This window comes from Deltaproteobacteria bacterium PRO3 (assembly GCA_030263375.1).
GTDB lineage: Bacteria > UBA10199 > UBA10199 > DSSB01 > DSSB01 > DSSB01.
Window position 1 is genome coordinate 1 of the sequence record SZOV01000035.1, and the last position, 22,870, is coordinate 22,870.

The 22,870-nt window shown below is 62.7% G+C and carries 24 protein-coding genes; 3 read left to right on the plus strand and 21 right to left on the minus strand.

The window, feature by feature from the left end:
* The 21 genes from FBR05_07220 to FBR05_07320 all read right to left on the minus strand — a co-directional run.
* The coding region (locus tag FBR05_07220; GenBank protein MDL1871981.1) for a hypothetical protein at positions 1–1,424 on the minus strand (1,424 nt) is incomplete at its 3' end.
* Positions 1,425–1,599: 175 nt separating this feature from the next.
* Positions 1,600–1,995, minus strand: coding sequence for an ATP synthase F1 subunit epsilon (gene atpC, locus FBR05_07225; protein MDL1871982.1), 396 nt, complete (start codon positions 1,993–1,995; stop codon positions 1,600–1,602).
* Positions 1,996–1,998: 3 nt separating this feature from the next.
* Positions 1,999–3,417 (minus strand): F0F1 ATP synthase subunit beta, encoded by a 1,419-nt coding sequence (gene atpD / locus FBR05_07230; GenBank protein MDL1871983.1) that lies wholly within the window; start codon positions 3,415–3,417, stop codon positions 1,999–2,001.
* 31 nt (positions 3,418–3,448) lie between these two features.
* Positions 3,449–4,315 carry an ATP synthase F1 subunit gamma gene (gene atpG / locus FBR05_07235; protein ID MDL1871984.1) on the minus strand — a complete coding sequence of 289 codons (867 nt, stop codon included), beginning with the start codon at positions 4,313–4,315 and terminating at the stop codon, positions 3,449–3,451.
* Positions 4,316–4,318: 3 nt separating this feature from the next.
* The gene (locus tag FBR05_07240; protein MDL1871985.1) at positions 4,319–5,827 is read right to left on the minus strand and encodes a F0F1 ATP synthase subunit alpha; all 1,509 of its coding nucleotides are present in this window, start codon (positions 5,825–5,827) and stop codon (positions 4,319–4,321) included.
* A gap of 30 nt (positions 5,828–5,857) precedes the next feature.
* Positions 5,858–6,406, minus strand: a complete 549-nt coding sequence (gene atpH, locus FBR05_07245) for an ATP synthase F1 subunit delta (GenBank protein MDL1871986.1) — start codon at positions 6,404–6,406, stop codon at positions 5,858–5,860.
* Positions 6,403–6,969, minus strand: a complete 567-nt coding sequence (locus FBR05_07250; GenBank protein ID MDL1871987.1) for an ATP synthase F0 subunit B — start codon at positions 6,967–6,969, stop codon at positions 6,403–6,405. The genes atpH and FBR05_07250 overlap by 4 nt, the downstream gene beginning before the upstream one ends.
* Positions 6,969–7,406, minus strand: a complete 438-nt coding sequence (locus tag FBR05_07255) for an ATP synthase F0 subunit B (GenBank protein MDL1871988.1) — start codon at positions 7,404–7,406, stop codon at positions 6,969–6,971. Before FBR05_07255 ends, FBR05_07250 begins: the two co-directional genes overlap by 1 nt.
* 203 nt (positions 7,407–7,609) lie before the next feature.
* Positions 7,610–7,963 carry a polymer-forming cytoskeletal protein gene (locus FBR05_07260; GenBank protein MDL1871989.1) on the minus strand — a complete coding sequence of 118 codons (354 nt, stop codon included), beginning with the start codon at positions 7,961–7,963 and terminating at the stop codon, positions 7,610–7,612.
* Positions 7,964–8,096: 133 nt separating this feature from the next.
* Entirely contained in the window at positions 8,097–8,969 is an 873-nt protein-coding gene (locus FBR05_07265; protein ID MDL1871990.1) for a ParB/RepB/Spo0J family partition protein, read from the minus strand.
* Positions 8,970–9,203: 234 nt separating this feature from the next.
* Entirely contained in the window at positions 9,204–10,019 is an 816-nt protein-coding gene (locus tag FBR05_07270; protein ID MDL1871991.1) for a ParA family protein, read from the minus strand.
* A gap of 167 nt (positions 10,020–10,186) precedes the next feature.
* A complete protein-coding gene (locus tag FBR05_07275; GenBank protein MDL1871992.1) occupies positions 10,187–10,855 on the minus strand; it encodes a hypothetical protein in 669 nt (222 codons plus the stop codon).
* Positions 10,852–12,756, minus strand: a complete 1,905-nt coding sequence (gene mnmG / locus FBR05_07280) for a tRNA uridine-5-carboxymethylaminomethyl(34) synthesis enzyme MnmG (protein MDL1871993.1) — start codon at positions 12,754–12,756, stop codon at positions 10,852–10,854. The genes FBR05_07275 and mnmG overlap by 4 nt, the downstream gene beginning before the upstream one ends.
* Positions 12,757–13,009: 253 nt before the next feature.
* On the minus strand, positions 13,010–13,918 hold the full coding sequence (locus FBR05_07285; protein ID MDL1871994.1) for a L,D-transpeptidase: 909 nt from the start codon (positions 13,916–13,918) through the stop codon (positions 13,010–13,012).
* Between the two features lie 91 nt (positions 13,919–14,009).
* The gene (gene mnmE / locus FBR05_07290) at positions 14,010–15,389 is read right to left on the minus strand and encodes a tRNA uridine-5-carboxymethylaminomethyl(34) synthesis GTPase MnmE (protein ID MDL1871995.1); all 1,380 of its coding nucleotides are present in this window, start codon (positions 15,387–15,389) and stop codon (positions 14,010–14,012) included.
* Positions 15,390–15,770: 381 nt separating this feature from the next.
* Positions 15,771–17,405, minus strand: a complete 1,635-nt coding sequence (locus tag FBR05_07295; GenBank protein MDL1871996.1) for a membrane protein insertase YidC — start codon at positions 17,403–17,405, stop codon at positions 15,771–15,773.
* A 17-nt stretch (positions 17,406–17,422) separates the two neighbouring features.
* Complete coding sequence (gene yidD, locus FBR05_07300) at positions 17,423–17,650, minus strand: membrane protein insertion efficiency factor YidD (protein ID MDL1871997.1); 228 nt, start codon at positions 17,648–17,650, stop codon at positions 17,423–17,425.
* Between the two features lie 88 nt (positions 17,651–17,738).
* Positions 17,739–17,930, minus strand: coding sequence for a hypothetical protein (locus tag FBR05_07305; protein ID MDL1871998.1), 192 nt, complete (start codon positions 17,928–17,930; stop codon positions 17,739–17,741).
* Positions 17,918–18,103 carry a ribonuclease P protein component gene (locus FBR05_07310; GenBank protein ID MDL1871999.1) on the minus strand — a complete coding sequence of 62 codons (186 nt, stop codon included), beginning with the start codon at positions 18,101–18,103 and terminating at the stop codon, positions 17,918–17,920. Before FBR05_07310 ends, FBR05_07305 begins: the two co-directional genes overlap by 13 nt.
* Positions 18,104–18,124: 21 nt before the next feature.
* Complete coding sequence (locus tag FBR05_07315; GenBank protein MDL1872000.1) at positions 18,125–18,274, minus strand: 50S ribosomal protein L34; 150 nt, start codon at positions 18,272–18,274, stop codon at positions 18,125–18,127.
* A 392-nt stretch (positions 18,275–18,666) separates the two neighbouring features.
* Positions 18,667–18,915 carry a hypothetical protein gene (locus tag FBR05_07320; GenBank protein ID MDL1872001.1) on the minus strand — a complete coding sequence of 83 codons (249 nt, stop codon included), beginning with the start codon at positions 18,913–18,915 and terminating at the stop codon, positions 18,667–18,669.
* Between FBR05_07320 and dnaA the strand changes: the two genes are divergently transcribed.
* The 3 genes from dnaA to recF all read left to right on the plus strand — a co-directional run bounded on the left by dnaA (position 18,914) and on the right by recF (position 22,770).
* The gene (gene dnaA / locus FBR05_07325) at positions 18,914–20,269 is read left to right on the plus strand and encodes a chromosomal replication initiator protein DnaA (GenBank protein ID MDL1872002.1); all 1,356 of its coding nucleotides are present in this window, start codon (positions 18,914–18,916) and stop codon (positions 20,267–20,269) included. The genes FBR05_07320 and dnaA overlap by 2 nt on opposite strands.
* A gap of 314 nt (positions 20,270–20,583) precedes the next feature.
* Positions 20,584–21,687: a DNA polymerase III subunit beta gene (dnaN, locus tag FBR05_07330; GenBank protein ID MDL1872003.1), complete on the plus strand. Its 1,104-nt coding sequence runs from the start codon at positions 20,584–20,586 to the stop codon at positions 21,685–21,687.
* 3 nt (positions 21,688–21,690) lie between these two features.
* Positions 21,691–22,770, plus strand: coding sequence for a DNA replication and repair protein RecF (gene recF, locus FBR05_07335; protein ID MDL1872004.1), 1,080 nt, complete (start codon positions 21,691–21,693; stop codon positions 22,768–22,770).
* Positions 22,771–22,870 lie beyond the last annotated feature (100 nt).

Consider the following 22,870-nt stretch of genomic DNA (forward strand, 5'->3'; position numbering starts at 1 on the left):
AGGTCGACCATCCGCAGCGACAGCCCCTTCGGACCCGGGACGCTGAGCAGGGCCAGGTTGGCGCCGGGAATGAGGGTGGCGTGATCGATGGGCAGCGACTCGCCCACCGTCACCCGGCGGTCCCCGCCCAGGCGCCCGCCCGCGTCGATCTCGAAGATGCGCAGGCCATAGTCCTTGCGGCCCTGCGCGGTGCGGTCGGCGCCGATCGCGGCCATCAGGTAGTTCTTTCCGTCGACGCTATAAGTCGCCAGCGAGGTGATGGACCCGCCCGAGGGGATGGAGGCGACGAGGTTGCCGGTAGAAAAGTCGATCAGGTGGATCGAGTCCTCCTCCGCGACGTAGATGTTGCGCTGGGAGAAGGCGAGGAAGAGCGGATTTTTCAAAAAACCGCCCAGGCTGGTCTTGAGCTTGGGGTGCAGGGGGTCGCTTAAGTTCCAGAGGTCGATGCTGCGCTCGAGCAGGGCGAAGAAATAGGGCACGCCTTCGTAGTCGAAGGGAATAATGCGGCGGCGGATGTTCTTTCCGAGCGGCGGGAAATCCGTCTTCTTGAAGCCGGTGACGGGATCGGACTGGAGCACCGACCAAGTGCCCTCGGGGACTTGGACGTAGATCGTCCCCTTGCCCGCACGGTCGACCATCGCGAAGAACTGCGCGACGCTGCGCTGCAGGCCGATCTTGGCCAGGGGGCTCAAATCGGGCCCGAAGATCTCGACGTCGTTGCCGCGGGCGGCGACCCACTTGTCGCCCATGCGCTTGATCCCGACCCAGGCGCCGCCGATGCGCTCCACGGGCTGCAGCCGCGCGGGGAAGGCGGAGATCTTCAAGTCGGCGCTGGTCTCGGTCTTACCGTCGCTGGCCTGGAGGCGCAGCACCCATTCGGTCGGGGCCTCGAGGTCGCCGAGGATCACCCGGGGCTGCAGGTCGCCGGGCTTGTGGATCTTGATCGAATCCGGCGGCCCGGAGAGGATCGTCCAGAGGAACTTCAGCGGGGTCTTGCCCCCGTAATTCGCCTGCACCTTGTCGAGGACCAGGGTGCTGCCCTCGGCGGTCTTGATCGGCTCGCCGACGCTGAGTTGGATCATCGCCTGGCTCTCGGTGGGGAGGCTCTCGGCGCTGGGGACTTGCTCGCCCAGGCCCGCACCGGGTGCGGGGGTGGCGAGGGTGCCGGGCGCAGGCGTGGCGCCGGGGAGGGGAGTGGCCGGAGACTTTTCTCCCGGGCCGGGGGTCCCGCGCGGCGCCGGGCTCGCTTGGGGCACGGGGCTCGCTGCCTCGGCCTCGGGGCTGGCCGCCGCCTCCGTTGCGGGGGGACGCTTCGCGGACGCCTTCTTTTTCTTCCGGCAGCCACCGCAGGCGCCCAGGCCGAGGCTCAGACACAATAAAAGGGAAATCCAGGGGAGGAGACGGAAGAGAGATCGCCGCTTCAAGATAGCCTCTCCTTCTTCAAGAGGGGTGAGGGGATCCTTTTAAACCAGGGGGCGCTTGGGGGACAGTAAAATTTCCGGGCGAAGCGAGGGGGGCATGGATCTTGGTTTAGACGAATTTTCAGAAGCTTCCGGCGGTAAAAAAATCCGTGCCCAAGGGGCGAACACAAGTTCGCCTTTACAGTTCGGACGCGGCCTGCAGCCGCGCCTGCTCTTTGAGGCGGTGGCGCTGGAGCTGCTCGTATTGTTCGGCCTCGAGGTTGCCCTGGCCGAGCTGCTTTTCGAGCTTGTCCAGCTCTTGCCTGGACTTGGCGGCGTCGAGCTCTTCGGCGCGCTCGACATGGTCGGCCATGACGAGGGCCTTCTCTTCGAAGACCTCGAGGAAGCCGCCCTCGACGACGAAGGCGTGCCGCTTGCCGCCCTTCTTGTAGTAGAGGCGGCCGATCGCGAGCGGCGTGACGTAGTGGGCGTGGCCGGGTAGGACGCCGAATTCGCCCTTGGGGCCGACGGCGTAGATCTCTTCGGCCTCGTCGGAGGCGATGTTTTGATAAGGGGTGACGATCTCGATCTTCATGTCTTACGCCGCCAGCTTCTGCGCCTTGGCCAGGGCCTCTTCGATGGTGCCGACCAGGTAGAAGGCCTGCTCGGGGATGTCGTCGTGCTTGCCGGCCAGGATCTCCTGGAAGCCGCGCAGCGTGTCCTTGAGCTCGACGTACTTGCCTTCCAAGCCGGTGAACTGGGCGGCGACGAAGAAGGGCTGCGAGAGGAAGCGCTGCACCTTGCGGGCCCGCGACACGACCAGCTTGTCCTCTTCGGAGAGCTCGTCCATGCCCAAGATCGCGATGATGTCCTGCAGGTCCTTGTAGCGCTGCAGGAGCTGCTGGGTGGCGCGGGCCGTCTGATAGTGGTCGGCGCCGATGACCTGCGGGTCGAGGATGCGCGAGGTCGAGTCGAGCGGGTCGACGGCCGGGTAGATGCCCAGCTCGGCGATCTGGCGCGAAAGAACGGTGGTCGCGTCCAAGTGGGCGAAGGTCGTCGCCGGCGCCGGGTCGGTCAAGTCGTCGGCGGGGACGTAGATCGCCTGGACCGAGGTGATCGAACCCTTGTTGGTCGAGGTGATGCGCTCTTGGAGCTCGCCCAAGTCGGTGGCCAGGGTCGGCTGGTAGCCGACCGCCGAGGGGATGCGGCCCAACAAGGCCGAGACCTCGGCGCCCGCCTGGGTGAAGCGGAAGATGTTGTCGATGAACAGGAGCACGTCCTGGTTTTCCTCGTCGCGGAAGTACTCGGCGACGGTGAGGGCGGAGAGCGCGACGCGGGCGCGGGCGCCCGGCGGCTCGTTCATCTGCCCGTAGACCAGGCAGGTCTTGTTGATGACGCCCGACTCCTTCATTTCGTGCCAGAGGTCGTTGCCCTCGCGGGTGCGCTCGCCGACCCCGCCGAACACGGAGTAGCCGCCGTGCTTGAGCGCGACGTTGTTGATCAATTCCATGATGAGGACGGTCTTGCCGACGCCGGCGCCGCCGAACAGGCCTATCTTGCCGCCCTTCGAGTAGGGGGCCAGCAGGTCGATGACCTTGATCCCGGTCTCGAACATCTCGACCTTGGTCGACTGGTCGGTGAAGATCGGCGCGGGGCGATGGATGGGATAGGCCTTGGTGGCCTTGACGGGGCCGCCCTCGTCGACGGGGGCGCCGACGACGTTGAGGATGCGGCCCAAGGTCTCGGGGCCGACCGGCATGCGGATGGGCTGGCCGGTGTTTTTCACCTCTTGGCCGCGGATCAGGCCGTCGGTGGAGTCCATGGCGATGCAGCGGACCGTCTTTTCGCCCAAGTGCTGGGCGACCTCGACGACGAGGTTGTCCGGTTGGTCGTTGATCGCGGGATTGGTGACCAAGAGGGCGGTGTAGATCTCGGGCAGCTCGCCGACGGGGAATTGCACGTCGATGACCGGTCCGATGACCTGGACGATCTTGCCGGTGCTCAGTTTTTCAGACATGGGATGCTCCTTTGCAAATGCTCTAAAAACCTTACTTCAGCGCCTCGGCGCCGTTGACGATGTCCATCAGCTCGGTGGTGATCGCGGCCTGCCGCGCGCGGTTGTACATCAGCGTCAGGGAGTGGATCATTTCTTTCGAATTGTTCGTCGCGTTCTCCATCGCGCTCATCCGCGCGCCCAGCTCGCTGGCCCGGGACTCGAGGACCGAGAGGTAAAACAAGGTGGCGACGTAGCGCGGCAGCATGGCGTCGAGAATCGCGCGCGGGCTGCCCTCCCAAAAGACCGGCGCGCCTGAGGCGGCGCCCTCTTCCGGCTTGAGGTCCAGGGGCAGGATCCGCTGGATCTTCGGCTCCTGGGAGATCGCGCTCTTGAAGTGGTTGAAGGCCAGGTACAGCACCTCGAACTCGCCCTCGCGGAAGGCCTGGACGAACTTCTGGGCCAGGGCCTCGGCGTCCTTGAAGTTGAACTCCTCTTCGAAGGAATTCAGCGATTCTTTCAGTTGGATGTTCTTGGCCCGGTAGTACTCGCGGCCCTTGCGGCCCATGACGGTCAGGCGGATCTCCTCGAAGGCCTTGCCCTCGTGCCGGGTGTAGTGGTCGACCTTGCGCAGCAGGTTGCCGTTAAAACCGCCGCAGAGGCCGCGGTCGCTGGTCAGGACCAGGATCTCGGCCTTCTTGGGCTCGTCGGGCAGGGCAAACAAAGGATGGTCCCAGGCGTCGGCCTGGGTGACGAGGCGCTGGACCGATTCGCCCAACAGCTTGCCGTGGGGCCGGGCCTGGACCAGGGCCGATTGCGCGCGGCGCAGCTTGGCCGCCGCGACCATCTTCATGGCCTTGGTGATCTTCTGCGTGTTCTTGACGGAGATGATCCGTTTGCGAATGGTCTTTAGGGTTGCCATCGTTTAGCCTTGAAAAGAGCTCTTCATCTCCTCGAGGGCCTTTTTCAGCTTGGCCGTCAGGTCGTCGTCGAGTTTCTTCTTGGTCGAGATGTCGGTCAGGATGCTCGGGTACTTCGAGTCGAGGAAGAGCTGGAATTCTTCCAAAAACTTGCGGACCTTCGCCACCGGCAGGTCGTCCAGGTAGCCGTTGAGGGCGGCGTAGATCTCGACGATCTGCTTCTCGACGGGCATCGGGACGTATTGGCCCTGCTTGAGCACCTCGACCAAGCGCTCGCCGCGGGAGAGCTGGCGCTGGGTGGCCTTGTCCAGGTCGCTGCCGAACTGGGCGAAGGCGGCCAGCTCGCGGTACTGGGCAAGCTCGAGGCGCAGGGTGCCCGCGACCTGCTTCATCGCCTTGATTTGGGCGTTGCCGCCGACGCGGCTGACCGAGATACCGACGTTCACGGCGGGACGGATGCCCGAGTAGAAGAGGTCGCTCTCGAGGAAGATCTGACCGTCGGTGATCGAGATGACGTTGGTCGGGATGTAGGCGGAGACGTCGCCGGCCTGGGTCTCGATGATCGGCAGGGCGGTCAGCGAGCCGCCGCCGCGCTCGTCGGAGAGCTTCGCGGCGCGCTCCAACAGGCGCGAGTGAAGATAAAAGACGTCGCCGGGGAAGGCCTCGCGGCCGGGCGGACGGCGCAGCAGGAGGCTGAGCTGGCGATAGGCCACCGCGTGCTTGGAGAGATCGTCGTAGACGATCAGGGCGTGCTTGCCGTTGTCGCGGAAGTACTCGCCGATGGTGACGCCGCTGTAGGGCGCCAGGAACTGCAGCGGGGCCGGGTCGGAGGCGTTGGCCGCGACGACGATGGTGTAGTCCATCGCGCCGAACTGCTTGAGCTTCTCGACGACCTGGGCGACGGTCGACTGCTTCTGGCCGATGGCGACGTAGATGCAGTAAACACCCTTCCCCTTCTGGTTGATGATGGTGTCGATCGCGACGGCGGTCTTGCCGGTCTGGCGGTCGCCGATGATCAGCTCGCGCTGGCCGCGGCCGATGGGGATCATCGCGTCGATGGCCTTGATGCCGGTCTGGAGCGGCTCGTGGACGCTCTGCCGGGCGACGATGCCGGGGGCCTTGATCTCGATCTGGCGGCGCAGGTCGGAGCGGATGGGGCCGAGGCCGTCGATCGGTTGAGCCAAGGCGTTGACCACGCGGCCGACCAGGGCGTCGCCGACCGGGACATCCGCGATGCGGCCGGTGCGCTTCACGGTGTCGCCCTCGCGGATCTCGGCGTCGTGGCCCATGATGGCCGCGCCGACGTTGTCCTCCTCGAGGTTGAGCGCCAGTCCGAAGATGTTGTTGGGAAACTCGAGCAGCTCGCCCGCCATGACCCGGGAGAGGCCGTAGACGCGGGCGATGCCGTCCGCGATGGAGAGCACCGTCCCGACTTCGTCCATCTCGACCACGCGGTCGTAGTCTTGGATCTGTTGGCGGATGATGTCAGAGATTTCTTCCGGTCGAATTTGCATGTCGTTTTCCTTCTAAAAATCTTTCAAAGTCTAAGCCACCGCCTCCGCGGTCAGGGTCTCCTTCAGGCGCTCCAGCTCGCCCTGCAGCGAGGCGTCGAAGACGCGGTCCTGCACCCGCACCACCAGGCCGCCCAGGATCTTGGGGTCGACCTTGGCCTCGAGTAGGACCTCTTGCTTGAGGGATTTTTCGAGGATGGCCTTGAGCTTGCCTTCCACCGCCCCCAGGGGGCCGGCGCTGGTGACCTGGACGCGGACCCGGCCCTTTTGCTCGTCGGCCAGGTCGCGGAACAGGAGGACGAGGAGCGGCAGCTCCGGGATGCGCTCGTTGTCGATCAGGACGTGAACGAGATTTCCCACCGTGGGATGGATGCCCAGCTTGGGCACCAGGGCGTTGAAGATGGCCTTCTTCTTGGAAGGCGGCACCACCGGCGAGGCCATCGCGGACTGCAGGGCGGGATTCTCCCCGAAGGCGCGGGATAAGGCCTCGAGCTGGGCCTGGAACTCGTCGATCTTCCCCTGCTCTTGGGCGACCTGAAGCAAGGCCGTGGCATAGCGTTTGGCGATGGATCCCTGCCTCATGCCAATTTCTCCATCTTTTGAAGGTATTGCTCGACCAAGCGGCCCTGGTCTTCGGGGGTCATATTCTTGCGGATCAGCTCGCCGGCCAGCTCGGTGGCCAGGTTGACGGCCTCGCGTTTCAGCTCTTCCTTGGCCTTGCGCAGCTCCTGCTGGAGCATCCGCTCGCTGTTGCCCTTCAGGGTGGCGACCTGCTGGGTGGCAGTCTCGACGATGCGGCGCCGCTCGAGCTCCCCGTCTTTTTGCAAGGAGACGACCAAGTCGTTCATCTCCTTCTCGATGGATTTGAGTCGGGCCTCGTATTCGGCGTACTTCTTTTCGGCGTTGGCCTTCAGGTCGCGGGCCTGTTGGATATTGGTGCGGATCAGGGTGGCTCGGCTGGCGAAGAAGTCCTTGGCCGGCTTGCGCAGGAAATAAAGGAGAATGCCGGCCAAAATGAGAAAATTAATGCTCCAATAGACCAGGGCCATGGAGGGCCCGTCATGACCGCCCTCGGAGGCGGCCCAAAGGGGGCCGGAGGCCAGGGCGAGGGATATTGCGTACAGGCTGGCAAGGAGGCGTCGCATCAGGAGGCCACCTTTCGTCCCAGGAGCTTCTCGGCCATCTCGCGCGAGAGGTCGCGGGAGAGACTGCGTAGCTTGAGCTGGGCCTCTTTAGATTGTTGGGAGATCTCGGCGCGGGCCTTCTCGAGGGCGGCCTCGAGCTCTTGATGGGCCTTCGCCGCCAAGGCGCCGGCCTCGCCTTCGCCCTCTTTCTTGGCCTTGTCGCGGAGGGCCACGCCCTTCAGGCGGGCCTCCTGAATCTTCTGTTGATGGGTCTCCACCATCGCCTGGGTCTTCTCGTTGAGGACCTGGGCCTCGTGCTCGGCCCCGAGGGTCAGGGCCTTGCGCCGGTCGAGGAGGCGAAGGATGGGGCGAAAGACCAAAAAATTCAAGACGATGTAGGTGAACAGGAAGATCCCGATCTGGAAGAAAATCGTCTCGTTGGGCAAAAGTTCAACCATACACCGAACCTAGGGCTTCATCGTCTGCGATGAATGGAAATGTGGAGAAAATCCGCGCGACGTGAAAAAATCGCATGCGCAGGTACCATGCAGGACGAAACCTTGTCAAGGCAATGATCCGCCGCGGCGAAACGCACGCAAAATCCCGAAAGGACTTGGTTTATTGGATGAGACCCGTGGGGGATTTGGGTTGGGGAGAGCCTCTAGACGACCGGCGACGGCGCCAGCTCGAAGACGCGCCCGCCGGCCTCGCGGCCCATGCTGCAATTGCCCTCGAAAACCGCCCCCTCGCTGACCACTAGGCCGGGCGAGACGATGTCGCCCTTGACCACCGCGGGAGGGTGCATCTCGATGCGGCGCTTGGCGATGATGTTTCCCGTCACCTGCCCCTGGATGATCACGGTGTCGATCTCGATCTTGGCGTCGACCTCGGCGCCCTCGCCGATGATCAGGGTCCCCTCCGAGAAGACCTCACCGCGAAATTTGCCGTTGATCTGTACCTTGCCCTCGAAGGTGAGCTTGCCGTCGAACTCGGCCCCCTTGTCGAGCACGGTCATGGCGTCTTCGGATACGAGCTTGAGGGCGCGGTCTTTGTCTCCAAACATAGTGTCTCCTTTGCGAAACGCCGCGCCCTGCTTGCCTCGGGGACGCCGGGGGCATCCGGAAGGGAGGAAGGGCGCAGCGAAATGATTAGCCGATGATCGCATTAAAGATGCGATCCAGGTCTTCGGAGCTGTAATAGTCGATCACCACCTTGCCCTTGGCGCCGCGGGCCTTGATCTTCACCTTGGTGCCGAGGATCTTGGTCATCTCTTGCTCGATGAAGTTCAGCTGCGGGTCGTTGAGCTTGGTCTGCACCCGCCGCTCGACCTTCACGCCGGACTTCACCTCTTGCGAGAGCCGCTCCACTTCCCGAACGGACAAGCCCTCGCTGAGGATCCGTTTTTTCACCTTGATCTTGAGATCGTCGTCTTCGATCGCCAGCAGCGCACGGGCCTGGCCCATGGAAAGGCGGCCCTCGATGATGTCGCCGCGGATCTCTTCCGGGAGAGTCAGGAGGCGCAGGGCGTTGGTGATGCTGGAGCGTTCCTTCCCGACGCGGCGGGCGATCTCTTCCTGGGTGAAGCGGTAGCGGTCGCCCAGCTCTTTGTAGGCCAGGGCCTCTTCGATGGGGTTCAGGTCTTCGCGCTGGATGTTTTCGATCAAGGCGAGCTCGAGGACCTGCTCGGGCGCGGCGCTCGAGACGACGACCGGCACGGTGGCGAGGCCCGCCAGCTTGGCCGCGCGCAGCCGGCGCTCGCCGGCGATCAGCTCGTATTTCCCGCCCTCCATGCGGCGGACGATCAAGGGCTGGATCACGCCCTGCTCTTGAATCGAGGCGGCGAGCTCCTCGAGCGCCTGCTTGGAAAAGATCTTCCGCGGTTGGCCGCGCGAGGGAAGGATGTCATCGATGGGGCATGGGAAATACCCCTCGGAGGGCGCCGGCGCCGTCTGGGCCCCAGCCCTCGGAATCAGTGAGGCCAGGCCCTTGCCGAGCGCTCGATTGCCGCCTGTGGTCTGCATTTTCGTCCCCTTTCTCGGGTGCGGCGCCGCCGGGCGGAAGCCGCTAAATGATTTTCGTTTCCCACGCCGAATCTATCGGCAGAAAATTCCGCGCCGGTCGGCGGGCCGTGCCCCTTTGCCGAGGGCAGCCGCCTCTTTCCGTCCCTACCCGGCCTTGCCCCGGATTTTCTCCACCCTCATTCAAGCTCGATCAAGACCGGTTGCCACGTCTCTCCCCCAGCATCTTCCTCAATATCAATGCGTGGAGGCGCTGAGCCCCGCCGCATAATTTTCTTGTACGTAACTTTGTTTCTTTTTTCCGACAAGTAGCTCTGCGGTCAGCTCCAAATAGCTCTTCGCGCCCTTAGAATGTACATCATAAAGAATGATCGACTTCCCGTGGCTGGGACTTTCGCTCAGCTTGACGTTGCGCGGGACGACGGCGTCGTAGACCTTGTCCCCAAAGAAGCCCCGCACCTCGCTCGCGACTTGCCGGGCGAGGTTGTTGCGGTTGTCGTACATCGTCAGGATGATGCCCTCGACTTGGAGGCGGGAGTTGAGGTGCTCTTGGACCAGCTGGATGGTCTTCACCAATTCGCTCAGACCCTCCATCGCGTAATACTCGCACTGCACGGGAACGACCACGCCGTCGGAGGCGGTCAGGGCATTAATGGTGAGCAGGTTCAGCGAGGGTGGACAGTCGATGATCACGTAATCGTAATGGCCGCGGACGCCCTCGATGCCGTTGGCGAGGCGGTTTTCGCGGGCGAAGGCCGAGACCAACTCGAGCTCGGCCCCGACCAGCTGGGTGTTGGAGGGGGCCAGGTCCAAATAAGTGAGCTGGGTGGAGACCACCACCTCTTGGAGCGGGGTGCGGTGGACGAGGACATCATAGATGCTGCGGGTCAGGTCGTGCTTGCCGATGCCCAGGCCGCTGGTCGCGTTGCCTTGGGGATCGAGATCGATCAAGAGGGTGCGGCGCTCGGCCGCGGCCAGACAAGAGGCCATGTTGACGGCGCTGGTGGTCTTGCCCACCCCGCCCTTTTGGTTTGCGAAAGCCAGCACTCGCATAGCACCTCCTCGTTGCGGATCTCGGTATTGCAGAAGCTATATATTTAAAAATTTCCCCTTGGCAACTAAAACCTACATTTCATGTATTGTATGGTCAAAAACCCCGGAAAAAGGCTTGTCTTCGGCTGTCTTACAGTTGGATATCCCAGGGCCTTCGCTTGGGTCTTTTATTTTGTTTTATGGAGGAGCGTGAGAATCCCAGGTCGCCCCGCCTCATCTTGCCTCGAAAATCGCTGGTAAGTGATTTTTCCCACTTCTACTCCCAGAGGGGGGGCCTGGGTCAAGTACTCGGCATGAATTTTTTCATTGCCGAAGACATACCACCGACGCCAAGGGATCTGGCTCCGATGGGCGAGCTGAAGGAGGTCCCGGGGTGTCGCGGTTCCACGTGAAACCAAATCCCAAGTGCGAACCGAGGCGGGCAAATCTTTTTCGCTGAGCTCTTCAAAGCGCTTGGCGAGAACGCATGTATTCTTCAATTCCAATTCCGAGCGCAGGCGCTGCAGGAAGGCCGTGCGCTTCAAGGAGGCGTCTAAGAGTACTGCGGGCGTTGAGGGATTCAACAGCGCCCAGACCACGCCCGGCAAGCCCGCGCCCGTGCCCACATCGAGGAAAGGACTCTTCTCGGGCAGGACTTCCCACGCAGCAAAGCAATCGAAGATGTGCTCTTCGATAAACTCCTGGCGACTCTTGGCTCCAGTCAAGTTGATCTTGGAATTCCAGGCGAGGACGAGGTCTGTGTACCTCAGTAAGGCGGTGCATGTTTCACGTGGAACATTGGGGAGGAGTTTCTCCAGGAGATTCCACTCACCAGAAGGCGGGCCTGGGGAGTTCATTCCACAAGATCCTTTGCGGCATCGAACTTCTTGAGATGGATGGCAAGGATGGTGATCGCCGCCGGTGTGACCCCGGAGATGCGGGAGGCCTGCCCTAGAGAGTGTGGTCGCAGACGTTGGAGCTTTTCGACGACCTCCCGGGAGAGGCCAGGGATCCCCTCGTAGGAAAAATTTCCCGGCACGCGCAGGGACTGGAGGCGTTCGTTTCTTTGAATCTCCTCCTCTTGGCGCTGGATATAGCCCTCATACTTGACTTGGATCTCCACTTGTTCTCGAAGCTCGGCATCGGAGGCCCGATAGAGGGTCTCGGCTCCGGGGAAAATTTCCAAAAGGTGACTCAGCGAAAGCTCGGGGCGACGCAGGAGCTCTCCTAGGGGCAGAGGCTGCTCGATGGCGGGCGTTTGAAGCCTGGCTAAAATAGCATTGGTCTCGGCGTTGGGAAAAACCCTCTGGCCTCGCAGCAGGGCCATCCATTGCACCAAACGATCCCTTTTCTCCACATAACGCCGGTAATCTTCCTCCCCAACCAAGCCTAGGCGACGTCCATGACCCCGTAGGCGGAGATCGGCGTTGTCCTCCCGGAGCAGCAAACGGTATTCCGCCCGCGAGGTGAACATCCGATAGGGCTCCCCGGCGGTCCCCTGGGTGACCAAATCGTCGATCATCACCCCAATATAGGCCTCGGATCGCCCCAAGACGAAGGGTTCTTCCCCGCGAGTCTTCAAAACAGCGTTGATCCCCGCCATAATCCCCTGCCCCGCGGCCTCCTCATAGCCTGAGGTTCCGTTGATCTGGCCGGCATGGAAGAGCCCGGAGACCCTTTTCGTCTCCAGCCAGGGGGTCAATTCAGTGGGCGGGACGTAGTCGTACTCGATGGCATAGCCCGGCCGCATCATCTCGGCCCGCTCCAGGCCCGCAATGCTGCGCAAAAAGGCGAGTTGGATGTCGATCGGGAGGGAGGTCGAGAGCCCATTGACATAAACCTCGTGGGTTTCCAGGCCCTCCGGCTCTAAAAACAGCTGGTGGCGTTCCTTGTCGGGGAACTTCATCACCTTGTCCTCGATGGAGGGGCAATAGCGCGGCCCCACCCCTTGGATCTGGCCCGAATACATGGGGCTGCGGTGGATCCCGGAGCGGATAATGTCGTGGGTCTTCTCGTTGGTATAGGTCAGGTGGCAGGGGATCTGCGGCAATTCAATGCGGTTGTCCGAAAAACTGAACTTCCGCGGCGGCTCGTCGCCGGGCTGGAGCTCCAGGCCGGAATAATCGATGCTGCGCCGGTCCAGACGCGGACAGGTGCCCGTCTTGAGCCGACCGACGGGAAAACCCAGGTCCCGCAGGCTCCCCGAGAGCCGTAGCGCCGGCAGATCCCCGGCCCGCCCGGCACCGACCTGGTTCTCCCCCATATGGATCAACCCATTGAGAAAGGTCCCCGTGGTCAGGACCACCGCCTTGGCCGGAAAGAAAATCCCGAGAGAAGAAAGCACCCCTGTGACCCGCCCGGCCTCCACGCCGAGGGAGTCGGCGAAGGCCTGTTTGATCTCCAAGTTGGGGGTATTTTCCAGGACCCACTTCATCCGCTTCTTGTAGAGGAGCTTGTCGGCCTGGGCGCGGCTGGCCCGGACGGCGGGGCCCTTGCGGGTATTCAGGAGGCGAAATTGGATTCCGGTCGCGTCGATGTTCTTGGCCATCTCGCCACCTAAGGCATCGATTTCCTTGACAATATGTCCCTTACCCAGACCCCCGATCGCCGGATTGCAGCTCATGTGGGCGATATTATCCAAGTTCGAGGTGAGCAGCAGGGTCCTAGCCCCCAGACGGGCGCTGGCCAAGGCGGCCTCGCAGCCGGCATGGCCGGCCCCGACCACCAGGACCTCGTAGGTTTTGTCGTAGCGTAACATCTTGCACCTCGCGTTCCACGTGGAACGAAAATCCGGGTATGTTTATACCCGGTTCCTTGGACCCTGAATCCTGCCCAACGGCCGCCCAAGCCCGGCGCCCGCCCGACCACCATGGCTGCGCGAAGCCCCCGGGTGAGTATTTTTGCGTCAAGGCGCCTTCGCGGAAAAATTATGACGCAAGAAATCTGGCGGAAATCATTTTATGACGCGCCAGCAAACCATCATGAACAGAGGTTTTCCCCGCGATGCCTTATTAGGAACGCTTTGTCGGGGCCGATTCCGGCGACGGGGCGGGCTCGCCCAAGCTCCATTGCGTCAATTCCTCCAAGGAGGCCTCTACCGTGCCCTTGGCCCGCAGCTTGCGCAGCTTCTTGACCAAGTCCTTGCTGATCGTCACCTGGGGGTGGGCCGCCAGGGCGGCCTCGAGTTCGGCCTCCAGCCCGCCCCGGCCATAGCGGTCGGGGTGGATCAGGAACTTGTCTCCCTGCCGTTCCACCTGGCGGTACTCCACGCTGACCGGGACCCCTTCGAAGAGGGTCACCCAAAAGCTGCTCCGCCGATTTTTCGAATACTTGTCCAATAATTCGGGGTCGCGCTTCTCCGAATAGGCCATCTGGATGCGCCAGGCCAGCTCTTTGATGTCGTCGGCCTTCATCCGCAGGCAGGCATGGGAGGCGGCGCGGCCGACGCTGCGGGGGGCATTGGTCCCGTGGATCCGGATCCCGTCTTCCATCAGCATCTTCACGGCGCCCAAGGGGTTGCCGGGCCCCGGCGGGGTCTTCTCCGCCCCCTCGGCCCAATCGCTGTCGGGCGGTATCCACCAGGGATTCCAGACGATGTGGGAGATATTATAGTCGCGGATCGGGGTGGGGTACTTCGGCATCCCGATGGCCACGCTATAGCTGCGATCGAGGCGCCCGTTGACATAAAGGTCGAGTCGGGTCGCCGGCAGGTTGATCTTCAAGGAGAGCTGCTCGAGCGGGGTGGGGCGGCTTTCCGGGCCCAAGTCGGAGCTCCGGCTCTCGGGGGGTGGTCCTCCGATCATGTCGGCCCGGGCCGGGCCTGGACCTACGCCGAGGCCACGGACCCCCGCGGCCAGGACGCAAGCCAGGATCAAAATACCTCGTTTCCACAACCTTCCCTTGGAACCCGTCTGGAACATCACCGCCTCGCCTTTCCGAAACCTGTCCTTCCCTCGGGGGTGATGCCAAGACACCGCCCGCCGACCCGCGCCTGATCTAATGCCACCGCGCTCACTTTCCAATGCAAAAATGCGAAAAAATCTCTCCTAAAATATCCTCCGAATGGACCTTGCCGAGCAAGACCTCCATGGCCTGGACCGCGGCCCGCAGATCCGCAGCCGGGAGCTCTAGCGGACGCCGCTCGCCCAAGGCCCGCCGGGCGCGACCCAAGGCCTCCCGTCCTTGGCGGAGGGCCTCGCGGTGCCGGGCGTTATTGAGGTAGGCGAATTCCCGCTGCCTTAGGCCCTCCAATCCGACCCGTGCCAAGACGGCGGCCTTCAGTTCGGCCATCCCCTGACCGCTGCGGGCCGAGACCCTAGCCAGGGGGCCTTCCCCCGGCAGATCCCCAGCGGCCCAGCCGGCGGCCGGGAGATCGGCCTTGTTGGCCACCCTTAAGACCTCCCCCCGGAGCATCTCCCCCACCCGCAGGTCCTCGGCCTCCAACGGGGCCGAGGCGTCCAGGACCCAAAGCACCAGGTCGGCGCGCTCGGCGGCCTGGCGCGAGCGGCGAATGCCCTCCTGCTCGACGGCCTCCGCCCCTTCGCGGATCCCGGCGGTGTCGAAGAGCTGCACCGACACTCCTTCCCATTCCGCCCAACCTTCGATCACGTCGCGGGTGGTGCCGGGGCGTTCATGCACGATGGCGCGCTCCTCGTTCAAGAGGCGATTGAGCAGGCTGGACTTACCGACGTTGGGGCGCCCGACAAAGGCGATCCGCAGACCCTCCCGCAGCAAGCGGCCGGCCCGGAAGCGCTCCGTCCAGGCCTCCAGCTCGGCCTCCAGGGCCTCCAAGTCGCGGAGCAGGGCCGCGGCGGAAAGGAATTCCAAGTCCTCCTCGGGAAAGTCGATCGCGGCCTCGAGCTGGGCACAGGCGCGCAGCAGGGCCTCGCGCATCCGGCCGACCTGCGCGGAGAGCCGCCCCTCCAGCTGGGCCCGGGCGTTGCGCAGGGCCGCCTCGCCCTTGGCGTGGATCAGCTCGCCGACGGCCTCGGCCTGGAGGAGGTCGCACTTCCCATTGAGGAAGGCGCGGCGGGTGAACTCTCCCGGCTCGGCGGCCCGCAGGCCCTGGCGCAGCAGGGCCTCGAGGAGGGCGGCCAGCAGCAAAGGGCCGCCGTGGGCGTGGATCTCGACGACCTCCTCGCCGGTGTAGGAGCGCGGCGCCCGCATCCGCACCACCAGGGCCCGGTCGAGGGGCCGGCCGCTCTCCGGGTCGACCAAGTCGCCGAGGTAGAGCCGGTGGCTCTCCATGGCCTCGAGCTCGGGCCGGCCGCGCCAGAGTTTCCCTGCCGCGGCGGGGGCCCTGGGTCCGCTCAGGCGCAGGACGCCGATGCCCCCCTCGCCGGCGGGGGTCGCGATCGCGACGATGCTGTCTAGGGAATAATCGCCTTGCATGGGGACAAGCCTCGGTCAAAGCCGCGAGGCGCGTCAAGCCTTTGCGCGCCGGTCCTGGCCCCCCGCGCCCGCGGAGCTTCTAACAGGCTGTTGAAAAACCACCGGTGGTTGGGCCAAGACTATTGCCCTCCGCAAATTCTTCGAATTTGCTGCGCGGTTCGGGAGACCCGAATCTTGCCCCGCTGGCGGATTGGCGGGCCCCGAAAATCCGAAGGATTTTTGGGCGTTCTATGAAGCCGGATTTATTCCGGCGGGAATAAAAATAGTTTTTCAACAGCCTCCTAAAGATCCTGGGCGCCTGACTTTTGAACCGGGATTCCGCAAAGGGGGTTCGGAAAAATCCATGCCTAAGATTACGGCCTGACGGAGCTTCGGGCCTGCCTAGGCTGTCTTCTTCCCGCCCTGGAACAAGTCCCTCAGGCGGATGTCCTTTTGGTTCATCCACTGCTGCAGCACGGTCAGGACCGTGTTGACGAAGATGTAGAGCACCAGTCCCAGGGGAAGGAAGATCATGAAGAGCGAGAAGACCACGGGCATGATCATCATGATCTTGGCCTGGGCCGGGTCGGCGGTGCTGGGGGTCATCTTCTGCTGGAGGACCATGAAGACGCCGAGCAGGATGGGCATGATGAAATAGGGGTCCGGCGCGGAGAGGTCCTGGTAGAAGGCGAAAAAGGGCGCGTGATAGAGGTCGGTGGCGTTGTAGAGCACCTTATAGAGGGCGATGTAGATCGGCATCTGGACGAGCATCGGCAGGCAGCCGCCCATCGGGTTGACCTTGTGCCGCTTGAAGAGCTCCATGGTCTGCAGGTTGAGCTGCTCACGGTTGTCGGCGTACTTCTCGCGCAGCTTTTGCAGCTGCGGCTGCAGGGCCTGCATCGCCTTCATCGATTGCATCGACTTCCGGGTGAGGGGGTGGAGGATCAGCTTGATCAGCAGGGTGAGGGCGATGATCGCCAGGCCCCAGTTGTGCAGGAAGGAATGAAAGAGCTTGAGCAGCTGGAGGATGGGCAGGGCGATCAGCGAGAACCAGCCGTAGTCCACCGCCTGGTCCAGCCGGGCCTCGCCGAAGGTCTTGAGCAGGGCGGGGTCCTTGGGCCCGAGGTAGAGGGTGAACTGGTAATCCCGGGCCTGGCCGGGGGCCAAGGCTTCGGAGGCGTATTGCAGCTGGGTGAAGACCCCGCCTGCGACCTTGCCGTAGGCGACCCGGTTTTGTGGGGAGACGGTCCGCGCCAAGAGCATGCTGAGAAAGTAATGGTCTTCCAGGCCGGTCCAAGAGATCTCGCCGCTCTGCTCCTGGAAGGCCCCCAGTTTGTCGACATCGTGGTGCCGCTCGACGCTCGTTCCGAGGCGGTAGAGCGGGAATTTCAAGTTGGGCGCCTCCTTGAAAATCCAAAAGCCGCGCTGGCTGAGCGGGTTCTGCTGGACCTCCAGGCGCAGGCCCGGGCTGAGCGTGAGGGGGGCGCTGCCGCGGTTCTCGAGGCGCAACTGGACCTGGAGGGTGTAGTCGGTGCCCAAGAATTCCAACTTCTGTTGGACGACCACATCCCCGACCTGTCCCTGGTAGTTCAAAAAGCCCTTGCCGCTCTCGGCCAACTGAAAATTGGGCGTAATCACCCCCTGTCCGGGGAAGAGCAGGAGCGAGAGGGGATAGGTGCCGGCCGCCTCGCGCAGCAGGTCGATGTTCGGGCCCTTGCGGCCCGGCTCCAGGAAGTATTTGTTCAAGAGCCACTCGACGGGAAGCCCGCTCCGCGAGGAGAACTTGCCGCGCACCAGAGGGCTTTCCAGCTCGCTGGTGAGCTCGGGCGCGCTGGGTGCGGCGGGTGTGGCGGGTGTGGGGGCCGCCGCCGGCGATCCCGAGACGCCGGGGGCTGGAGGCGCGGCCGCCGGTGCGGCCGGCGCCACGGCGGCCGGGGGCGGGGCCTTGGGCTTCGCGGGCGGTTTATAAAAAAATCCGTAGTAGACGATGAAGACGGCCGCGCTTAAGACCACGGCCAAGAGGCTGCGTTTTTCCATAAAATCTCTTTCTGTCTCTACCTCGCCGTTTTCGGTGCCGGCACCGGGTCGTGACCCCCCGCGCAAAAGGGCTGACAACGGGCGAGGCGACGCAGGATCAGCCAGGTGGCCTTCCCCGTCGGGTGGACTCGAAGGCACTCCAAGGCATAGACCGAGCAAGTAGGGTGAAAACGGCAGGCCGGCGGCAACAGGGGGGAGAGCCAGCGCTTGTACTGGCGGACACCAAAAATCATTACTGATTTCAACATCTTAATCTATCACCCGGCCCCAGAGGCGGCCGACCGCTGCAAGGCGCTCCCTTATGCCCTGATTGGGCCGAAACGAGAAGCGAATTTATCGCCCCCGGGGCCCCGCCAGGCGGGCGAAGGCGGCCGTCAGGGCCGCGCGCAGCTCCCCGGGCTCGGCCTCGAGGGCGGCCGCAAAGAAATAGACCAAATAGTCGCAGGACGGAAGGGTCCTCCGGAGGCGTCGAAAGCACTCCCGGGCGAGGCGCTTGAGACGGTTGCGTTCGGTCACGCGGCGAATTTTTTTTTTGGCGGGATGATCCCGAGGCGGGCATCGGCAAGGAAATTGCTTTTGTACCTAATCGAGAAAAAAGGCGTGGAGATTTTCCGCTTCGAGGCGAGCAACTCGCGAAAAATTTTTTCTTCGCGAAGCCGGACGGATTTGGGGAAGGTGCAGTCGTCGGCGCTGGACATTCACCGCCTCGTGGAAAGGAATTATTTCTTGTAGACCGTCTTGGCGAGGCGCTTGCGCCCCTTCGCCCGCCGCGACTTCAGCACGTTCTGCCCGGCGGTGCTGGCGCTGCGCTTGCGGAAGCCGTGTTTGCGTTTGGCCTTGATTTTACTGGGCTGAAACGTTCTTTTCATCGCGGAATCCTCGTCGAAATTTTCGAAAATAAATTTTTTCCGATCGCTGGCTTGAGAACATTTTTGCTTTCTTTAGTCAACGGCAAAAAAATTTCGTTTCAAGACCGATGCTTATCTTTTTCGAGAAAAAAGCTCTTGCCAAAAGCGGGAGGGAAATCTAGAACCCGCCTTCGCTCTGCGAATTTTTTTTTCGAACGTTTCGGCGTTTTTGAACTTGAGGAAGAAAAAAATTTGGCATAGCGTTTTTTGGTTCTTTGGAAAATTTTTTGTCGGGAACAGATCGCGAGGCGCGAGCTTCGGTAAAAAACCTTTTATCATTTTGGATCCCAAACGAGCGCCATCTCCGGTGGCCCCGATCGTTGGGAGGGTAAGATGAATTTTTGAGGACAAAATTATAAAAGCTTTTTGACCCGCCCTTTAAGAGAGATGCCTTTCCCACCGGCGCCGCTCCCACGGCCCGCGATCCCCGAGAAAAAATCGTCCACAACCTCTTCCTGCAGCGCGCCTCGGCCGCCATGGGATGACGCATTGTGTAAATTAGGGGATTTTTCACGAAAATTATACCGTAAATTGTTGAAATAATTGGATAACTTTGTTTTCCACAATCGTGGATAACTCTGTGGATTATTGCCGCTGCCCATGAACGATACCATCCAGAAAGTGATCGCCTCGCTTCAGACCAAGATCAGCGGCCTCAACTATAATAATTGGATCAAGCCCGCCACCTTCCGCCTCGGCGAGGACCAGCGCCTGGCCATTGAGGTCCCCAACAAGTTCATCCGCGACTGGATCACCGAAAACTACCTCAACCTGATCAAGTACGAGCTCTTCAAGGTCACCGGCCTGGAGCACGAGGTGGCCTTCCGCATCGTCGAGGAGGCCGCACCGGCCCCCGAAGCCGCGCCGGAGCCCCTGGAGGCCGAGACCCCGGCCGCCGCGGAGGCGCCCGGCCCGAAAAAGGCCCAGGAGGGCCTCAATCCCAAGTACACCTTCGACACCTTCGTGGTCGGCAACTCCAACCAGTTCGCCCACGCCGCCTCGCGGGCGGTTGCCAACTTGCCCTCGCTGGCCTACAACCCCCTCTTCATCTACGGGGGGGTGGGACTGGGCAAAACCCACCTGCTCAACGCGGTGGGCCTCGAGATCCTCCGCACCCAGAAGCAGCTCAAGGTGCTCTATGTCCACGCCGAGCACTTCACCAACGAGCTGATCAACAGCATCCGCTACGAGAAAATGTTCGAGTTCCGCAAGAAATACCGCGAGTCCTGCGACGTCCTGCTGATCGACGACATCCAATTCATCGCCGGCAAAGAGCGGACTCAGGAAGAATTCTTCCATACCTTCAATTATCTCTACGAGTCGCGCCGCCAGGTGGTGGTCACCTCCGATCGCTTTCCCAAGGACATCCCCCAGCTGGAAGAGCGGCTGCGCTCGCGCTTCGAATGGGGACTGATCGCGGACATCCAGGCCCCCGACACCGAGACCCGCGTGGCCATTCTGCGCAAGAAGGCCGAGGAAGACCGCATCGCGCTGCCCGACGAGGTCGCAATGTTCCTCGCCACCCACATCCGCAACAACGTGCGCGAGCTCGAAGGTTCCCTGATCCGGCTGAGCGCCTTCTCCTCGCTCTCCGGCAACGAGATCAGCATCGAGATGGCCCGGGAAATCCTGAAAAACCTCATTCCCGACCGCTCGCGGGCCCTCACCATCGAGGCGATTCAAAAGCTGGTGGCCGACCACTACAACGTGAAGATCAGCGACCTCAAATCCCCGCGGCGCCTCAAGGTCCTGACCGTACCGCGCCAGATCGCCATGTACCTCTGCCGCAAGCACGTCAAATCGAGCTTTCCCGAGCTGGGCATGAAGTTCGGCGGCAAAGACCACTCCACGGTGGTCCATGCGGTGCAAAAGATCGAGAGACTCCTCCAGCAGGACCTGACCCTGCGCAACGAGATCTCCTCCCTCGAGAAGATCCTGCAGACCGAGATCGCCTAAGACTTTTATCCTTTATTTTTTCCTCGATACGCGATGCCCAGGCCCTTGCTTTCATCGCAGGCCTGTGCTTTTGGAGGTGTGGACAAAACTCAGGGAGGAATTGGGGATGGACTGTGGAAGGAAATATCGTCCCCAAAAGGGGCGCAAGTCGCCGCGATTGTCCCAAGCTTTTCCTCAGGACAATTGCCTCCTAAAGCGGGGGCTTAGGCGGCTTATCCACCTCTCCACAAGGCCTAGTACGGTGACTTATTAAATATATACCCGATTCCTTAATAGAGAATGGCTGTGGGAATCGAGAAAGGGACGAGCTCTCCATGGAAATCAAAGTCTCCCGGGAAGAACTCAAGCAGGGTCTCTATTGGACCCAAAACGTCGTCGAGAAGAAGACCACCAAGCCCATCCTCAGCAACGCCCTCTTGGAATGCTCCCAAGACAAGCTTAAGATCAGCGCCACCGACCTCGAGGTGGGCATCACGGTCGAGTTGCCAGCTCAGGTGAAGCACGCGGGCCAAGTCGCCGTCCCCGCCAAAAACCTCTACGACATCGCCCGCGAGATCACCTCCGAGCAGATCACCATCAAGCGCCGCGACGACCACTGGCTAGAGATCGCCGCCGGTTCCTCCAAGTTCAAGATGGTCGGGCTTTCCCCCCAGGAATTTCCCTCCATGCCCGAGTTGGCCAAGAAAAGCCTGGTCGGCCTGGACGCCCCGGCCCTCAAGGCCATGATCGAAAAGACCCTCTTCGCCGTCTCCACCGACGAGACCAAGTACAACCTGAACGGCGTCTTCCTCGAGGCGGCGGGGGACAAGAAGCTTAGGATGGTTGCGACCGACGGGCATCGCCTCAGCTGGTCCGAGCGGGCCATGACCCAAAATTTCCCCCTCGCCAAGGGCGTCTTGCTGCCGCGCAAGGGGGTGCTCGAACTCCAAAAGCTGATCCAAGAAGAGGACGGCGTGCTCCCCATCGCCATCGAGGGCCGCAACGTCATGGTGCAACGCGGGCCGGTCACGCTGTTTATTCGCCTGATCGAGGGGGATTTTCCCGATTACCGCCAGGTCATCCCCGCCAAGAACGACCAAAGCGCGCTGCTCCCCAAGGCCCAGCTGGTCGGCGCCCTGCGCCGCGTCTCCCTGCTCAGCCAAGAGCACAACCGCGGGGTCAAGCTCACCTTCAACAGCGGCCAGCTCGAGCTGATGTGCTCCAATCCAGATCTGGGCGAGGCCCGCGAGGAGGTCGAGTGCCAGTACAAGGGCAAGCACCTCGAGGTGGGCTTCAACTACCGCTACTTCCTCGACGTCCTCTCGGTGCTCGAGGACGAGACGGTCAAGCTCGAGCTCAAGGACGAGGTCAGTCCCTGCCTGATCCGCTCCGAGGTCGACAAGGGCTTCTTAAGCCTGATCATGCCGATGCGGCTCTAAGCGGTGGCGCTCGAGGCCCTTCACATCCGCGATTTCCGCAATATTGCCGGCCAGGACTGGACCTTGGCTCCTGGGCTCAACGTCCTCGAGGGGGAAAACGCCCAAGGCAAGACCAATTTCCTCGAGGCCGTTTACTACCTGGCCAATGGGCGCTCCTTCCGGGGCAGCGAATCGGAGAATTTGATCCGCTTCGGCCGCGAGCGCGCCGAACTTAAGGCCGCCTGGTCCCACGAGGGACTGGAGCACCGCCTGGCGATGCGGCTCACCCCACAGGGCCGCGAGGTCGAGTTTCAGGGAAAATCGATCGTCCGCCTGGCGCCCGTGCAGGCCAGCTTGCGGGTCCTGGTCTTCACGCCGGATTCGGCGATGCTGTTTCGCAGTCCGCCCCAGGCGCGGCGCCGCTATTTCGACCACGCGATCGCCGTGCAGCGCCCCGGCTCTGCGACGCTCCTCTCGCGTTACCAGCGGATCTTGCGCCAGCGAAACCAGCTGCTGGAGCGGGGCGGGCCGCCGGAGTTGCTGGCGAGCTTCGACCGGCAATGGGCGGAGGGCGCCCTGGCCCTGATGCGGGAGCGTGAGGCCTACCTGGAGGCCCTGCGGGGACCTTGGGCCAGGCGTTTCCAAGACCTCTTGGGCGAGACGGTCGACCTGAATTGGCATTGGGCGGGGCCCCTCTGCGAGCGGGGCGCCTTGGCCCTCGAGGACCTGTTGGAAACATTGGAAGGGGTCCGGGCGGAAGAGCGCCGTCGCGGCCTGACCCTGCTCGGCCCCCAGCGCGACGACCTGGCCGCCACCCTGGGAGGACACCCCCTCAAGGAGATCGCCTCGCAGGGCCAACAGCGCATGCTGGTCATCGCCCTCAAGCTGGCCGAGGCGGACCTCTTCCAGGCCCAAAGCGGCCGGGCGCCGGTCTTCTTGCTCGACGACCTGGGCAGTGAGCTGGACGCCCGGCACCAGGGACTGCTGCTCGACATGCTCGGCGAGCTGAAGGCCCAGACCCTCCTGACCAGCGCCCAACAGGGGGCCTACGCCGCCCTGCACGCCCGGACTTTCACGGTGCGGGAGGGGCGGCTGAGCGAGTGAAATTGCGCCTTGGGCCAGCTTTACAATTATCCCCCCCTATGCTACAGCCAAGCATCTTCGGCGGCCGCGGCCCTCAGGGGCTTGTGGCCGTTTCCACCCC

Coding starts and splice junctions, on each gene's coding strand:
- atpC (MDL1871982.1), bottom strand. CDS start 1,995: ATGAAGATCGAGATCGTCACCCCTTATCAAAACATCGCCTCCGACGAG.
- atpD (MDL1871983.1), bottom strand. CDS start 3,417: ATGTCTGAAAAACTGAGCACCGGCAAGATCGTCCAGGTCATCGGACCG.
- atpG (MDL1871984.1), bottom strand. CDS start 4,315: ATGGCAACCCTAAAGACCATTCGCAAACGGATCATCTCCGTCAAGAAC.
- FBR05_07240 (MDL1871985.1), bottom strand. CDS start 5,827: ATGCAAATTCGACCGGAAGAAATCTCTGACATCATCCGCCAACAGATC.
- atpH (MDL1871986.1), bottom strand. CDS start 6,406: ATGAGGCAGGGATCCATCGCCAAACGCTATGCCACGGCCTTGCTTCAG.
- FBR05_07250 (MDL1871987.1), bottom strand. CDS start 6,969: ATGCGACGCCTCCTTGCCAGCCTGTACGCAATATCCCTCGCCCTGGCC.
- FBR05_07255 (MDL1871988.1), bottom strand. CDS start 7,406: ATGGTTGAACTTTTGCCCAACGAGACGATTTTCTTCCAGATCGGGATC.
- FBR05_07260 (MDL1871989.1), bottom strand. CDS start 7,963: ATGACCGTGCTCGACAAGGGGGCCGAGTTCGACGGCAAGCTCACCTTC.
- FBR05_07265 (MDL1871990.1), bottom strand. CDS start 8,969: ATGCAGACCACAGGCGGCAATCGAGCGCTCGGCAAGGGCCTGGCCTCA.
- FBR05_07270 (MDL1871991.1), bottom strand. CDS start 10,019: ATGCGAGTGCTGGCTTTCGCAAACCAAAAGGGCGGGGTGGGCAAGACC.
- FBR05_07275 (MDL1871992.1), bottom strand. CDS start 10,855: ATGAACTCCCCAGGCCCGCCTTCTGGTGAGTGGAATCTCCTGGAGAAA.
- mnmG (MDL1871993.1), bottom strand. CDS start 12,756: ATGTTACGCTACGACAAAACCTACGAGGTCCTGGTGGTCGGGGCCGGC.
- FBR05_07285 (MDL1871994.1), bottom strand. CDS start 13,918: ATGTTCCAGACGGGTTCCAAGGGAAGGTTGTGGAAACGAGGTATTTTG.
- mnmE (MDL1871995.1), bottom strand. CDS start 15,389: ATGCAAGGCGATTATTCCCTAGACAGCATCGTCGCGATCGCGACCCCC.
- FBR05_07295 (MDL1871996.1), bottom strand. CDS start 17,405: ATGGAAAAACGCAGCCTCTTGGCCGTGGTCTTAAGCGCGGCCGTCTTC.
- FBR05_07310 (MDL1871999.1), bottom strand. CDS start 18,103: ATGTCCAGCGCCGACGACTGCACCTTCCCCAAATCCGTCCGGCTTCGC.
- FBR05_07315 (MDL1872000.1), bottom strand. CDS start 18,274: ATGAAAAGAACGTTTCAGCCCAGTAAAATCAAGGCCAAACGCAAACAC.
- dnaA (MDL1872002.1), top strand. CDS start 18,914: ATGAACGATACCATCCAGAAAGTGATCGCCTCGCTTCAGACCAAGATC.
- FBR05_07320 (MDL1872001.1), bottom strand. CDS start 18,915: ATGGGCAGCGGCAATAATCCACAGAGTTATCCACGATTGTGGAAAACA.
- dnaN (MDL1872003.1), top strand. CDS start 20,584: ATGGAAATCAAAGTCTCCCGGGAAGAACTCAAGCAGGGTCTCTATTGG.